At 71.6% G+C, this 14,356-nt stretch carries 12 protein-coding genes and 1 pseudogene; 10 read left to right on the top strand and 3 right to left on the bottom strand.

Annotation, left to right across the window (positions count from 1 at the left end; genetic code table 11):
• Positions 1-105 precede the first annotated feature (105 nt).
• The 3 genes from ACZ6N8_RS10650 to ACZ6N8_RS10660 all read left to right on the top strand — a co-directional run bounded on the left by ACZ6N8_RS10650 (position 106) and on the right by ACZ6N8_RS10660 (position 2,902).
• Positions 106-981, top strand: coding sequence for a hypothetical protein (locus ACZ6N8_RS10650; RefSeq protein WP_466009107.1), 876 nt, complete (start codon positions 106-108; stop codon positions 979-981).
• Positions 982-1,052: 71 nt separating this feature from the next.
• On the top strand, positions 1,053-1,628 hold the full coding sequence (locus ACZ6N8_RS10655; protein WP_466009108.1) for an ArsR/SmtB family transcription factor: 576 nt from the start codon (positions 1,053-1,055) through the stop codon (positions 1,626-1,628).
• Entirely contained in the window at positions 1,625-2,902 is a 1,278-nt protein-coding gene (locus ACZ6N8_RS10660; RefSeq protein WP_466009110.1) for an MFS transporter, read from the top strand. Before ACZ6N8_RS10655 ends, ACZ6N8_RS10660 begins: the two co-directional genes overlap by 4 nt.
• 49 nt (positions 2,903-2,951) lie before the next feature.
• Here ACZ6N8_RS10660 and ACZ6N8_RS10665 read toward each other — a convergent pair whose 3' ends face one another.
• Positions 2,952-3,155 carry a cold-shock protein gene (locus ACZ6N8_RS10665; protein ID WP_007072071.1) on the bottom strand — a complete coding sequence of 68 codons (204 nt, stop codon included), beginning with the start codon at positions 3,153-3,155 and terminating at the stop codon, positions 2,952-2,954.
• A gap of 193 nt (positions 3,156-3,348) precedes the next feature.
• On the opposite strand from ACZ6N8_RS10665, the gene ACZ6N8_RS10670 reads away from it, so the two are divergent.
• Positions 3,349-4,032, top strand: coding sequence for a class I SAM-dependent methyltransferase (locus ACZ6N8_RS10670; RefSeq protein ID WP_466009112.1), 684 nt, complete (start codon positions 3,349-3,351; stop codon positions 4,030-4,032).
• 101 nt (positions 4,033-4,133) lie between these two features.
• The gene (locus ACZ6N8_RS10675; RefSeq protein ID WP_466009114.1) at positions 4,134-4,742 is read left to right on the top strand and encodes a DedA family protein; all 609 of its coding nucleotides are present in this window, start codon (positions 4,134-4,136) and stop codon (positions 4,740-4,742) included.
• Between the two features lie 147 nt (positions 4,743-4,889).
• Here ACZ6N8_RS10675 and ACZ6N8_RS10680 read toward each other — a convergent pair whose 3' ends face one another.
• Together ACZ6N8_RS10680 and ACZ6N8_RS10685 are read right to left on the bottom strand one after the other, a co-directional pair.
• Positions 4,890-5,543 carry an MBL fold metallo-hydrolase gene (locus ACZ6N8_RS10680; RefSeq protein ID WP_466009116.1) on the bottom strand — a complete coding sequence of 218 codons (654 nt, stop codon included), beginning with the start codon at positions 5,541-5,543 and terminating at the stop codon, positions 4,890-4,892.
• 7 nt (positions 5,544-5,550) lie between these two features.
• Positions 5,551-6,267, bottom strand: a complete 717-nt coding sequence (locus ACZ6N8_RS10685; protein ID WP_466009118.1) for a maleylpyruvate isomerase family mycothiol-dependent enzyme — start codon at positions 6,265-6,267, stop codon at positions 5,551-5,553.
• Positions 6,268-6,446: 179 nt separating this feature from the next.
• Here ACZ6N8_RS10685 and rsgA point away from each other — a divergent pair, with 179 nt between their 5' ends.
• From rsgA to ACZ6N8_RS10710, 5 genes and pseudogenes are all read left to right on the top strand, one after another.
• Complete coding sequence (rsgA, locus tag ACZ6N8_RS10690) at positions 6,447-7,517, top strand: ribosome small subunit-dependent GTPase A (RefSeq protein WP_466009119.1); 1,071 nt, start codon at positions 6,447-6,449, stop codon at positions 7,515-7,517.
• A gap of 217 nt (positions 7,518-7,734) precedes the next feature.
• Positions 7,735-10,680, top strand: a complete 2,946-nt coding sequence (gene uvrA / locus ACZ6N8_RS10695) for an excinuclease ABC subunit UvrA (protein ID WP_466009121.1) — start codon at positions 7,735-7,737, stop codon at positions 10,678-10,680.
• Positions 10,681-10,847: 167 nt separating this feature from the next.
• A complete protein-coding gene (locus ACZ6N8_RS10700) occupies positions 10,848-11,330 on the top strand; it encodes a Rieske (2Fe-2S) protein (RefSeq protein WP_354829679.1) in 483 nt (160 codons plus the stop codon).
• Positions 11,331-11,441: 111 nt separating this feature from the next.
• On the top strand, positions 11,442-13,430 hold the full coding sequence (gene uvrC / locus ACZ6N8_RS10705) for an excinuclease ABC subunit UvrC (protein WP_466009123.1): 1,989 nt from the start codon (positions 11,442-11,444) through the stop codon (positions 13,428-13,430).
• Positions 13,431-14,213: 783 nt separating this feature from the next.
• Positions 14,214-14,356 (top strand): annotated as a pseudogene (locus ACZ6N8_RS10710) (C39 family peptidase); the annotation flags it as partial.

A 14,356-nucleotide genomic window follows, 5' to 3' on the forward strand; every position in this document is an offset into this window, starting at 1 on the left:
ACGCCCGGCGCCGTGCACCAGTAGGCCGGGCTCGCCCGCAAGCCCACACCGCGTACGCGGCGTGACGCCGTGCCCGGCCCCCGTCCATCCGGAAAGGGGGACCCCATGACCCGGGCCCCGGCGAATCTGTTGGCCCTTCGAACCCTGCTTCTCACCCACCTCGACAACGCCCCCGGACCGGACGATCTGGAGCCGGCGGAGGTCGGCATCGTCGGCGATCCGGCCCACCGCGGCGGGTACCACTGTGGATCCGATCGGGTGGTCACCAACGACTACTCGGTGGTGGAGTCACCCCGGGACCGGGCCGGTCTGACCCTCGACGCGGCGGCGCTCGACGTCGGCGGTTTCGAGGTCCGCTCCGGCGGCAGTACGCACACCCTGGCCAGCTTCTCGCGCTGGTGCGTGGGGCAGTGCGCCGCGAACGCGGCGGACACCAGGGACATCCGCGAGATCATCTACAGCCTCGACGGTAAGACAGTGAAGCGGTGGGACCGGCTCGGCAAGCGCACCAGCGGCGACAGTTCGCACCGCTGGCACACCCACGTCAGCTTCTTCCGCGACGCGATCAAGGCGGGTCGTGACCAGCGACCCCTGTTCCGCCGTTACCTCAGCTCCATCGGACTCCTGGAGGAGAACGACATGACCCCCGAAGAGCACAACTGGCTGGCCGCCGTCCACAAGAACCTGACAGTGCTGGACGGCCGCAACCCGATCGGCCAGATCTACACCAGGATGGCCCTGGGCGAGGACGCCACCGCCACCAACTACGCGCCGGCGCACCCGACGCTCAAGACGTTGGGCGCGCAGTTGAGCGCCCTGCAGTCCGCCCTGGCCGCGCTGTCCGGTCGGGACTTCACCGACGAGCCCGCCATCATCCAGGGCGTGCTGTCCGGCCTGACCCCGGAGCGGATCGCGGCGGCCATCCCGCCCACGATGGCCAAGCAGGTGGCCGACGAGTTGGCGCGTCGTCTGGCGGCCTGACCCGGCCATCCGCAACAACTCTTGGGCAAAAACCATTGCGCAAGAGTTGTTGCGGATGTCACGCTGACCGCATGGAGAGCCCAGACGTACGCCAGGTCACCGACTCGCGGGTCCTCGCGGCCATGGCCCACCCGCTGCGCCGCCGGCTCATGGACGTCCTCAAGGTCCACGGGCCGTCCACGGTCGGCATGCTCGCCGACCGCACCGAGCAGGCGCCCGCGAACGTCAGCCACCACCTCAAGGTCCTCGCCGCCGCTGAGCTGGTCACCGAGGCCCCCGAGCTGGCCCGCGATCGACGCGAACGGTGGTGGCGGCTCGTCACCAGGGGAGTGCGCTGGTCCAGCAGCGACTTCGACGGCGACCCCGGTGCCCGGGCCGTCGCCGACGCGGCCGTCTCCCTCAACCTCGACAGGCACGTCGCCCTGGCCCGCGCCTGGCACGCCGCCGACGAGGCGACGCAGGCCGCCTGGTACGACGGCCCGTTCTCCACCGACAAGTGGATGCACCTCACCCCTGAGGAACTGGCCGAACTGAGCCGCGAAATGATCGATCTGCTGGCCCGCTGGGCCGAGCGCCCGCTGCCCGACGACGGCCGCGACCGCCAGCCCGTGTTCGTGTTCGCCCACGGCGTCCCGGCCCGGCCGTGACCGCGACCACCGGCGCTCCCCGTCGCGCCCCAGCGCGCGGCGGGCTGCTGCGGCACCGGGACTTCCGGCTGCTCTGGACAGCCCAGACCGTCAGCAGCATCGGCAGCAACGTCACCACAGTCGCACTGCCGCTTGTCGCGGTGGCCGTCCTCGACGCCGGAACGTTCCAGGTGGCGGTGCTCACCGCCGCGGCCTGGCTACCGTGGCTGCTGATCGGCCTCCCCGCAGGGGCGTGGGTGGACCGGCTGCCACGCCGGCCGGTGATGGTGATCTGCGACCTGCTCTGCGCGCTGGCCTTCCTCAGCGTGCCCCTCGCCGCCGCGCTCGACCGGCTCACCGTCGGGCAGCTGCTGCTCGTCGCACTCGGCGCGGGCGCCGCGCGGGTCTTCTTCGAAACCGCCAACCAGGTCTACCTGCCCGTCGTGCTGCGCCCCGAGCAACTGCCCGAGGGCAACGCGAAGCTCCAGGCAACCCATACCGTCAGCTACGTCGTCGGGCCGGGTCTCGCCGGCCTGATCGCCCAGCTCACCGGAGCTGTCGCCGCGCTCCTGCTGGACGCCGTCAGCTTCCTGCTCTCCGCGGCCCTCCTGCTGCGCATCCGCACCGTCGAGCCACGCGCCGGCCGTACCGACCGTTCCCGGTCCCTGCGCCGCGACATCGCCGAAGGGCTGCGCTTCGTCATCCGCGACCCGTACCTGCGGGTGCTCACGGTCTTCGGTGCGGCCAGCAACATCGGACTGACCGGCTACCAGGCCGTTCTGGTGGTCTTCCTGGTCCGCGAGCTGCGACTCGCGCCCGGCATGGTGGGTGCCCTGGTCGCGGTCATGAGCGTCGGAGGGATCGTCGGCGCGCTGCTGGCCACCACACTGGCGCGGCGGTTCGGCACCGCACGGGCCATGCTGATCGGAGCGGCCCTGACCGGCCCGCCCGCGCTGCTCATCCCCCTGGCCGCACCCGGTGTGGGCCTGATCTGGCCCGCGCTCGGCGGCGTGCTGATCGGCCTCGGGGTGGCCGTCGGCAACGTGGTCAAGGGCGCCTTCCGGCAGACGTACACCCCGCACCACCTGCTCGGCCGCGTGACAGTGAGCATGCATCTGCTCAACTTCGGCGCCATCCCGCTGGCGGCCCTGCTCGCCGGTGCGGTCGGCGCGCGCTACGGCGTCGGCACAGCGATCACGGTGATGACCACCTGGCTGGCCTTGACGCCGATGATTCTGTTGATCGGACCGCTCCGGCGGCGGCGGGACCTGCCCGCCGCCCCGGCGGCGTCTTGAGTGCGCTGCGACGGCGGCCGGAGACCCGGCCGCCGTCACCGGCACGGAGCTACATCGGGCGGACGTTGTCCGCCTGCGGACCCTTCTGCCCCTGGGTCACCTCGAACTCGACCTTCTGGCCCTCGTTGAGCTCCCGGTAGCCGCTCGTCGCGATGGCGGAGTAGTGGACGAACACGTCCGGCCCTCCACCATCCTGCTCGATGAAGCCGAAGCCCTTTTCCGAGTTGAACCACTTAACCGTGCCGGTTGCCATGCATCTCTCCCTGTTCAAAGCGGCTGACCCTCGGCCGTTGACCGATGATCGCCCGTACCTGTTCGACAGTAACGGGCAAACCCCGGATCCGCCGGCCGAAGTGCCGTAGGTCTTTGCGCGAAGTCGGGTGAACTCTGCGCGGCGGCACGTGAAACACGCCCCGCCGACCCTCCGCTGGGGCATGCTTGCGCCGATGAAGGGTGCCACAGCCGCCGCGCTGTCCGTGCTGGAGCGCGAGATCGACGCTCCAGGCGACGGGCTGGACCGGCTTCGGCTCGTGCCCACCCCCTTCGTCCCGGAGGTACGGCTGCACCTCGCCGAGGACGCGATCGTCTGGTGGGCACGGATGGAGGCGGCCGCCGGGCACGCCCTCCCGCCGCCCTACTGGGCCTCCGTCTGGGCCGGCGGTCAGGCCCTGGCCCGCCACCTGCTGGACCACCCCGAGCTCGCCGCCGGCCGGCGGGTGCTCGACCTCGCCGCCGGATCGGGCCTGGTGGCCATCGCCGCCGCGCTGTCCGGCGCCGCACGGGTGGTCGCCAACGACATCGACCCGTACGCCGTGGCCGCCGTCACCATCAACGCCCGGGTCAACCAGGTGAGCGTCGACACCACCGGGGACGACCTGCTCGACCAGGCCGGCGCGGAGGCCGACCTGGTGGTCGCCGGAGACGTCTTCTACAGTCGCGCCCTGGCCGAGCGGGTGCTGCCGTTCCTGCAACGGGCCGCCGCCGGCGGTGCCGAGGTCCTGGTCGGCGACCCCGACCGGGGGCACCTGCCCGAGGACCGCCTGACGGTGCTTGCCGACTACCCGGTGCCCACCACCGAACCGTCTGTCGACTCGTCACTACGCCAGGTGCTGGTGCTGCGACCGGCCTGAGGCCGAGGCCACCTCAGGGGCGACCCCGAGGCCGATACCAGGGGACGCTGGGGGACGCGACCGGATGTCCACGGTGGCCCGCCGGCCATAGCGTACGGGACATGACGCAATGGCTTGCCCAGGTCGGAGAGCTGCCCATCCTGCTGCTGATGGGGGCGCTCGGGGTCGTCATGCTCTTCGACGCCGTACCGCTGCTGGGCGTCCTCATCCCCGGCGACGTGGCGATCCTCGCCGCGGTCGGGGTGGGCCGTCCCACCACCGGGCTCGCCACCTTCGCCGCCGTGCTCGCCGGGTGTCTCGCCGGCTGGTCGATGAGTTTCCTCGTCGGCCGCCGGTACGCCGAGCGGCTGCGGCACAGCCGGGTCGGCGACTGGATCGGCGAGGCCCGCTGGAGCGCGGCGGAAGGGATCCTGCGTCGCGGCGGTGGCCGGATGATGGTCGTCGCGCCGTTCCTGCCGGTGTTCAACGCTCTGCTGCCGCTGGCCGCCGGTGGCCTGCGCATGTCGTACCGCAGGTTCCTCGGCTGCGCGACCGTCGGCGCCGCCGCCTGGGCCGGTCTCTACCTCGCGCTGGGCACCGCGTCGCGGTCCCTGGCCGGCCTGCTCCCCGGCGAGCCCAGCCCCCTGCTTGTCACGATGGGTGTGGGTCTGGTGCTGGCCTCGGTCGTGCTGCTGGGGGCGCGGCGTCGGTTGTTCGCTGTTGCTTTGTGAGTCCTGGTGCGTGGTGGGGGCGGGGGCCTGCCGTGCCCGGCTCCGGGCGGTCAGGCTTGATCCCTGCGCCGGGCACGGCAGGCCCCCGCCCCGTCGTGGCCGGTGTTCGCCGGCGACCCGCTGTTGGGGATCTTCGTGGGTTCGGCGTTACCAGCCGCGGGCCTTCCACTGGGGCAGGGCCGGGCGCTCGGCTCCCAGGGTGCTGTCCCTGCCGTGGCCGGGGTAGAACCAGGTGTCGTCCGGAAGCCTGTCGAACACCTTGTGCTCGACGTCGTCGATAAGCGCGGCGAAGCGCTCCGGGTCCTTGTCCGTGTTGCCGACCCCGCCGGGAAAGAGGCTGTCGCCGGTGAAGAGGTGCGGGGTGCCGGCCGGATCGCGGTAGAGCAGCGCGATCGAGCCCGGGGTGTGCCCCTTGATGTGGATGACCTCCAACGCGCAGTCCCCGACCGGCACGGTGTCGCCGTCGGCGAGCCGCTCCGCCTCGATCGGCAGCCCCTCCGCGTCGTCGGCGTGCACGAGCGCCCGCGCGCCGGTCTTGGCCACCACCTCCTCCAGCGCCACCCAGTGGTCCATGTGCTGGTGGGTGGTCACCACCGCGGTCAGCCCACCGTCACCGATCAACTCCAGCAGCCGGGGCGCCTCGTTGGCGGCGTCGATCAGCACCTGGTCCCCTGTGCCCGTGCAGCGCAGCAGGTAGGCGTTGTTGTCCATCGGACCCACCGACAGCTTGCTGATGGTGAGCCCGTCCAGCTCTCGTACCGCCGGCGCGCCACCCTGGGTGACATCTCCGCTGTAGGTCATGAGGTTTCTATATCCATTCCGGTGGAGTGGGCAGGGGACCGTCGGGGGTGACGGAGAGCGTGTCGCCGCCGCCACGGCCGATCAGCCAGGCGGCGAGGTCGGGGGCGGAACCGGAGACGACAGGGGCGTCGGCCCGGCCGCCGATGACCACCTCGTGCCGGCTCCCGTCGACGCGGAGCACCAGCGACGGCGGTGCCGCCCCCGTCGCGTGATGGCTGGCTGCCTCCCGCAGCAGTCGCTGGGTGAACGTCTCCGACCAGTCGGCGGCGCCGTAACCGGCGGCCAGATCGAGATGGTGCACCTCGATCTCCCGCAGACGGCCCCAGACGAGCAGAGCGGCCGGCCACGGGCCCCGCCGTGCCTGCACCGTCGCCGCCCACGCCTCGACAGGCATGGCCGCGACCGCCTCGGCGAACAGGTCAGCGGTCCGCCGCAGGTCCTCCAGGTGCGCGGCGGGTGGCCGGCCCGAGCCGGTCTCGATGTCAGTCGTACGGGCCGCCAGGGAGGCGTACATCGGCACCGGCTCGCCGGTGCGGGCCGAGGTGAGCAGGTTGACGAAGCCGTCGGCGTTGCGCGCCAGGTGGGCCAGCACGTGCCCGCGCGTCCAGCCCGGCAGCAGCGAGGCGCCCGCCAGGTCGGCGGCGTCGAAGGAGGCCGCGGTGCGCAGCAACCGGTCGGTGGCGGCGTCCACCTCACCCATCAGCAGCAGCGGATCCGTGGTCACCCGTAGACCCTAACGGTGAACCGGTCACACAGTCGCCGGGGAAATCGCTTTCGGCGCGTCGGCGCGCGACCTACCGTCAGCGGCAGATGCGGCACCGGGACGTCGGACGGAGGTGGTGATCATGCCGGACGTGGCACGCGTGTACCGCCATCACCAGCTTCGACACCGATGAGGATGCCATGACGATCGACCTGACCGCCCTCGGCTGGGACGCCGAGCGCGCGGCGTACGCCGCTACCCGCGACGAGTACCGACCGGGCCGGGTGGCCCGGGCGGACCGGGGGGTCTGCACGGTGCTCACCGCGTCCGGCCCGGTCCGGGCCAGCCTGGGCGGGACGGTCCTGGCCGCCGCCGCCCGGGACCCCTCCGCGCTGCCCTGCACGGGCGACTGGGTGCTGCTCGGGCACTGGCCCGACGGCCGGGTCACCGTGGAGGCGGTGCTGCCGCGACGGACCGCGCTGGTCCGTCGTACCGCCGGCAAGGACGCCAGCGGCCAGGTGCTCGCCACCAACCTCGACACGGCCGCCGTCGTCGAGCCGGTGCACCCGGAGCCGGACGTCGGCCGGATCGAGCGACTGCTCTCCCTGGTGTACGAGTCCGGGGCGCGGCCGCTTGTCGTGCTGACCAAGGCCGACCTCGCGGCCGACCCGGCCGCGCTGGCCCGGCAGCTCGCCGCTGTCGCCCCCGGGGTGCCGGTGCTTCCGGTCAGCGCCGAGGCCGGCGCCGGGCTCGACCGGCTGCGCGACGAGGTGGCGCCGGGGCGCACCCTCGGCCTGCTCGGGCCGTCCGGCGCCGGCAAGTCGAGCCTGGTCAACGCCCTCGCCGGCGCGGTGATGATGCCGACGCAGGCGATCCGGCGGGTGGACGGCAAGGGGCGGCACACCACCACCTGGCGGGCACTCGTACCGATCCCCGGCGGCGGGGCGGTGATCGACACGCCCGGCGTACGGGCGGTCGGCCTGCTCGACGGCGTGGCCGGGCTCGACCGGGCGTTCGCCGACATCGCCGGGTTGGCGCAGGGCTGCCGGTACGCCGACTGCGGGCACGACGGCGAGCCCGCGTGCGCCGTCCGCGATGCGCTGCGCAGTGGTGAGCTCTCCACCCGCCGGTGGGAGAGCTGGCGGCGGCTGCAGGGCGAGGTGGCGCACGAGAGTCGACGCCGCGAGGCGCGGCTGGCCGCCGAGCGGCGTGGCGGATGGCGTTCGGCCCGACGGCGGGCGGCCCGGCCACCCGCGCCCGGGGGCTACTGACCACCGGCGCCCGGGGGCTACTGACCCCGGCGCCTGGTGAGGGCTCGCGGGGGTGCGGCCGACCGGGCTGAGCTGGGGGAATGTGCGGGCGGGGAAAACTGTCGTACCTCGGGGCTAGAGTTGCCGAGGCGCGTTCTCCGCGCCCGCACGACCGCTCCGAATCACTCCAGAGCGGGACAGATCCTCCGCTTCGTCTTCTCCCGGGAGTACACGCACCGTGGCCGACCGACTGATCATCCGTGGCGCGCGCGAGCACAACCTGCGTGACGTCAGTCTCGACCTGCCCCGGGACGCGCTCATCGTGTTCACCGGGCTGTCCGGGTCGGGCAAGTCGAGCCTGGCCTTCGACACGATCTTCGCCGAGGGGCAGCGCCGCTACGTCGAGTCGCTCTCGTCGTACGCCCGGCAGTTCCTCGGTCAGATGGACAAGCCCGACGTCGACTTCATCGAGGGGCTGAGCCCGGCCGTCTCGATCGACCAGAAGTCCACCTCGCGCAACCCGCGTTCGACAGTCGGCACCATCACCGAGGTCTACGACTACCTGCGCCTGCTGTACGCCCGCATCGGCGAGCCGCACTGCCCGGTCTGCGGCGAGCGGATCTCCCGACAGAGCCCGCAGCAGATCGTCGACCGGGTCCTCGCGATGGCCGAGGGCACCAAGTTCATGGTGCTCGCCCCGGTCATCCGCGGCCGCAAGGGCGAGTACGTCGACCTCTTCGCCGAGTTGCAGGCCAAGGGCTACGCCCGCGCCCGCGTCGACGGCGTGGTGCACCCGCTGACCGAGCCGCCGAAGCTCAAGAAGCAGGAGAAGCACACCATCGAGGTGGTGATCGACAGGCTCACCGTCAAGCCGAGCGCCAAGCAGCGGTTGACCGACTCGGTCGAGGCCGCCCTGGGCCTGTCCAGCGGCCTGGTGCTGCTCGACTTCGTCGACCTGCCGGAGGACGACCCGGACCGGGAGCGCCGCTACTCCGAGCATCTCGCCTGCCCCAACGACCACCCGCTCGCCATCGAGGATCTCGAGCCCCGGGTCTTCTCCTTCAACGCGCCGTACGGCGCCTGCCCGGAGTGCACAGGTCTGGGCACCAAGAAGGAGGTCGACCCGGAGCTGCTGGTCCCCGACCCGGAGCGCTCCCTGCGCGAGGGTGCCATCCAGCCCTGGTCCACCGGGCACAACCTGGAATACTTCCTGCGCCTGCTGGAGGCGCTCGGCGAAGCGCAGCACTTCGACGTCGACACCCCGTGGCGGGCGCTGCCGGCGCGGGCGCAGAAGACGATCCTGCACGGCTCAGACGACCAGGTGCACGTGCGCTACCGCAACAAGTACGGCCGTGAGCGCTCCTACTACACCGGCTTCGAGGGTGTGGTGCAGTGGATCGAGCGCCGGCACTCCGACACCGAGTCCGAGTGGTCCCGCGACAAGTACGAGGGCTACATGCGCGACGTGCCGTGCGCGGCCTGCGGCGGCGCCCGGCTCAAGCCCGAGGTGCTCGCCGTCACCCTCGCCGGAAAGAGCATCGCCGAGGTCTGCAACCTGTCCGTGGGGGAGTGCGCCGACCTGCTCGCCGGCATCGAGCTGACCGACCGGCAGAAGATGATCGCCGAGCGGGTCCTCAAGGAGATCAACGCCCGGCTGCGGTTCCTGCTCGACGTCGGCCTGGACTACCTGTCCCTGGACCGGCCGGCCGGCACCCTGTCCGGCGGCGAGGCGCAGCGCATCCGGCTGGCCACCCAGATCGGTTCCGGCCTGGTGGGCGTGCTCTACGTGCTCGACGAGCCGTCGATCGGCCTGCACCAGCGCGACAACCACCGGCTCATCGAGACCCTGATCCGGCTGCGCGGTCTCGGCAACACGCTGATCGTGGTCGAGCACGACGAGGACACCATCCGTACCGCCGACTGGATCGTCGACATCGGGCCCGGCGCGGGTGAGCACGGCGGCAAGATCGTGCACAGCGGCTCGGTCCCGGCGCTGCTGAAGAACAAGGAGTCGATCACCGGGGCGTACCTGTCCGGGAAGCGGTCGATCCCGACGCCGACGTCGCGTCGCCCGCAGGACGCGTCCCGCGAACTGGTGGTGCACGGCGCGCGGGAGCACAACCTGCGCAACCTGACAGTCGGGTTTCCGCTGGGTCAGCTGATCGCCGTCACAGGGGTCAGCGGCTCGGGCAAGTCGACGCTTGTCAACGACATCCTCTACGCGGTCCTGGCCAACCAGATCAACGGCGCCCGGCTGGTGCCGGGCCGGCACACCCGGGTCTCCGGTCTGGAGCACGTGGACAAGGTCGTCGGGGTGGACCAGTCGCCGATCGGCCGGACGCCCCGCTCCAACCCGGCCACCTACACCGGTGTCTGGGACCACGTCCGCAAGCTCTTCGCCGAGACCACCGAGGCCAAGGTGCGGGGGTACGGGCCCGGGCGGTTCTCGTTCAACGTCAAGGGCGGTCGCTGCGAGGCGTGCTCCGGCGACGGCACCATCAAGATCGAGATGAACTTCCTGCCCGACGTGTACGTCCCCTGCGAGGTCTGCAAGGGCGCCCGGTACAACCGGGAGACCCTCGAGGTGCACTACAAGGGCAAGACCGTCTCGGACGTGCTGGAGATGCCGATCGAGGAGGCAGCCGAGTTCTTCTCCGCCATCCCGGCCATCCACCGGCACCTCAAGACCCTTGTCGACGTCGGCCTGGGCTACGTACGTCTCGGCCAGCCGGCGCCGACCCTCTCCGGCGGCGAGGCGCAGCGGGTGAAGCTCGCGTCCGAGCTGCAGAAGCGTTCCACCGGGCGGACGGTCTACGTGCTCGACGAGCCGACCACAGGCCTGCACTTCGAGGACATCCGCAAGCTGCTGATGGTGCTCGAGGGTCTTGTCGACAAGGGCAACACGGTGATCACCATCGAGCACAACCTCGACGTGATCAAGACGGCCGACTGGCTTATCGACATGGGTCCCGAGGGTGGTCACCGGGGCGGCACGGTGCTCGCCACCGGCACCCCTGAGGAGGTCGCCGAGGTGGCCGAGAGCCACACCGGTCAGTTCCTGCGCCAGGTGCTCAAGCTCGACGGCGAGGCCAAGGGCGCGGCAGCCGCCACCACCCGGGCCGCCAAGGCCAACGGTGTGACGAAGGCGCGGGCCAGCCGCAAGATGCCAGCCGCCGCGCGCTGACCCCGGTCGGGCATTGTCAGTTTGTACGGGGCGGGTCCGGTCGGGCCCGCCCCGTTCGCATTTCCCGGGTCGGACAGGCGGCGCGGTGAACCATCCGGCACAGTTGCCCGTGTGAAGAAGTGTGGCCGGCTTCCGACCCGGCGCAGTGGGCTAGAGAGAGGCGAGGCATGAGTGACGATCAGGCGCTGACCGGTCCGGGTACGCAGACCCGTCGGGCCCTGCTCACCGGCGTCGGGGCGGTCGGCGCGGCCGTCGTCCTGGCCGCCTGCGGCAGCGACGACGGTGGTGAGGGCGCCGCCCCGACCAGCGGCGGCCCGGCCGTGCCCAGCACCGGCGACGCGGGCGGCGGCGACAGGCAGAATGCCCAGTCGCTGGCCACCACGAACGACATCCCGGTCGGCGGTGGCAAGGTCCTCGCCGCCGAGGGCGTGGTGATCACCCAGCCCACCGCCGGTCAGTTCAAGGGCTTCAGCCCGATCTGTACGCACCAGAACTGCCCGGTGACGAACGTCGACGGCGGGACCATCAACTGCACTTGCCACGGCAGCAAGTTCTCGATCGAGGACGGCTCGGTGAAGGCCGGACCGGCCACCAAGCCCCTGCCGCCGAAGGACATCAAGGTCACCGGCGACCAGATCTCCCTCGCCTGACCGGCCGCGCCCCCGGCAGGACGCCGCCGCCGGGTCGACCCGTCCCGCGGGAACCTGAGTCGATCAAGCGGTTGCGGTGGCCTGTCGGGGGCGCGGACTAGGCTTGCTGACGTGGCTGACCCCTCGACCTACCGCCCCGCACCCGGCACCATCCCGGAGCTACCGGGGGTCTACCGCTTCCGCGACGGCACCGGCCGGGTGATCTACGTCGGCAAGGCGAGAAACCTGCGCAGCCGGCTCAACTCCTACTTCGGCGACATCTGGAACCTGCACGAGCGCACCCGGCAGATGGTCACCACCGCCGAGTCGGTGGACTGGATCACCGTCGGCACCGAGGTCGAGGCGCTCCAGCAGGAGTTCACCTGGATCAAGCAGTACGACCCCCGGTTCAACGTCCGATACCGCGACGACAAGTCGTACCCCTATCTGGCGGTGACCCTCAACGAGGAGTACCCGCGTCTCCAGGTGATGCGTGGCGCCAAGCGCAAGGGGGTGCGCTACTTCGGTCCGTACTCGCACGCCTGGGCCATCCGCGAGACCCTCGACCTGCTGCTGCGGGTGTTCCCCGCCCGGACGTGCTCCGCCGGGGTGTTCAAGCGGGCCGGCCAGGTCGGCCGTCCCTGCCTGCTCGGCTACATCGGCAAGTGCTCGGCGCCCTGTGTGGGCACCGTCTCCGCCGACGAGCACCGCGCCATCGTCGACGGCTTCTGCGACTTCATGGCCGGCAAGACCGACACCATGGTCCGCAAGCTCGAACGCGAGATGACCGAGGCGAGCGAGCAGCTGGAGTTCGAGCGGGCCGCCAAACTGCGCGACGACGTGGCCGCGCTGCGCCGCGCCATGGAGAAGCAGACAGTGGTGTTGGGCGACGGCACCGACGCCGACGTGGTCGCGTTCGCGGACGACCCGCTTGAGGCGGCCGTGCAGGTCTTCCACGTCCGCGACGGCCGGGTCCGGGGGCAGCGCGGCTGGGTGGTGGAGAAGACCGAGGACCTGACCACCGGCGACCTCGTCCACCACTTCTGCACCCAGGTGTACGGGGGTGAGCACGGCGAGGCCGACGTGCCCCGGGAGCTGCTGGTGCCCGAGCTGCCCGCCGACGCCGACGCCCTCGCGGAATGGCTCTCCAACCACCGGGGCAGCCGGGTGTCGCTGCGGGTGCCGCAGCGGGGCGACAAGCGCTCACTCATGGAGACGGTCGAGCGCAACGCCAAGGACGCGCTGGCCCGTCACAAGCTCAAACGGTCCGGCGACCTCACCACCCGGGGCAAGGCACTGGACGAGATCAGCGAGGCGCTGGGCATGCGCACCTCGCCGCTGCGCATCGAGTGCTTCGACATCTCGCAGATCCAGGGCACCGACGTGGTGGCCAGCATGGTGGTCTTCGAGGACGGGCTGCCCCGCAAGAGCGAATACCGGCGGTTCATCGTCCGTGGCGCCACCGACGACCTCTCCGCGATGTCCGAGGTGCTGCGCCGTCGCTTTGCCCGCTACCTGGACGCGCGGGCGGAGACGGGCGAGGTGGGCGTCGAGTCGGCCGACGACCCGGTCACCCCGGACGACGCGGCTGAGCCGCAGGTCGGCGTGCTGATCGATCCGACGACCGGCCGGCCGCGCAAGTTCGCGTACCCGCCGCAGCTGGTGGTCGTCGACGGCGGCGCCCCACAGGTCGCGGCCGCGGCCCAGGCCCTCGCCGACCTGGGCATCGACGACGTGGCCCTGTGCGGGCTGGCCAAGCGACTGGAGGAGGTGTGGGTCCCCGACGACGAGTTCCCGATCATCCTGCCGCGTACCTCCGAGGGCCTCTACCTGCTGCAACGGGTTCGCGACGAGGCGCACCGCTTCGCCATCACCTTCCACCGGCAACGCCGCTCGAAGCGGATGACCGAATCGGCACTCGACCATGTACCCGGCCTGGGCGAGGTGCGGCGCAAGGCACTGCTGCGGCACTTCGGGTCGCTCAAGCGGCTCTCCGCCGCGACGGTCGAGGAGATCACCGAGGTGCCCGGGGTGGGTCGGCGTACCGCCGAGGCGATCCTGGCCGCCCTCGACAACGACACGAAGACCGACGAGAGCGTGGACGCGACGCCCAGCACCTGACGCCCTCTCTTGCTCCCGGGTCACGTCGCGGCACGACCCGGGGTGATGCGTCGCGTTGGGCGTCACCGGCCGCGCTGTCCGGTATCGCCACGCCGGTCACGACGCGCCCAAGATCGGCGCGGCTTCGGGGAAGGTGCTGTGTCAGCGCGTGGTGAGGCGGCAGTTTCGCTGACGTTGTGGGGATCTTTGGGGGTGGTGTCGGGTGGGTGATGGACCTGCGGTCGTGGTCATCGCGGCTGCCTCGGGTGCGGTCCGTGGCCTCGAGGGGCGATCTGGTGAGGGTGCCTGGTTGCGGGGGTGCTCGGGGGGAGGTCCGGTCTGGTGGCGGATGGGTGCGGTGTCGGGTTCGGCGGGTTCGATGGTGGGGCGGCTGTCGGGTTTGGGTGTCGGTGTCTCGTGCCCGGTGCCACGGTGGGGGTGGAATCGTGGGCCGGGCGGGGTCGTTATACCTGGCATGCCGCCGCGACCTCGGGTCGCTGAGGGCGGCAGCCGCCGGGAACGCCTGACAGGCCGCCCCGGGTCGCATCCCCTCGAGAGCATCCGCCGCGAGTCTGCGGAATGGGTCGCCGGCCCGGCCGGTTACACATCCCGCACCCCCCGGAGCACCGCAAGCCGCAGAGCCCGGGTGGAATGACCCGCCGCCCCGCACCGTTACACCCTTCCCGACGCCGGCCCCTTTAGGGCCGCCGGGAGCAAAGACCTTTTCCCCCTTGCACGTGCGGCGCACCCGCCCCCCTTTGTGGGTGTGTCGTGTACCCCCGACATGCAGAGGAGCACGCCATCATGCGTACCGATCTGATCCGTAAGACCGCACTGACCGCCGCTGGGCTGGCGTTCACCGGTGGCGCCATCGCCGGACCGGTCACCACCGCGTTCGCCGCCCCGAACACCAGCAAGCCCGTCTCGCAGTCGCAGTCCGACCGCAA

The sequence above is a fragment of the Micromonospora sp. NPDC047521 genome (genome assembly GCF_055587305.1).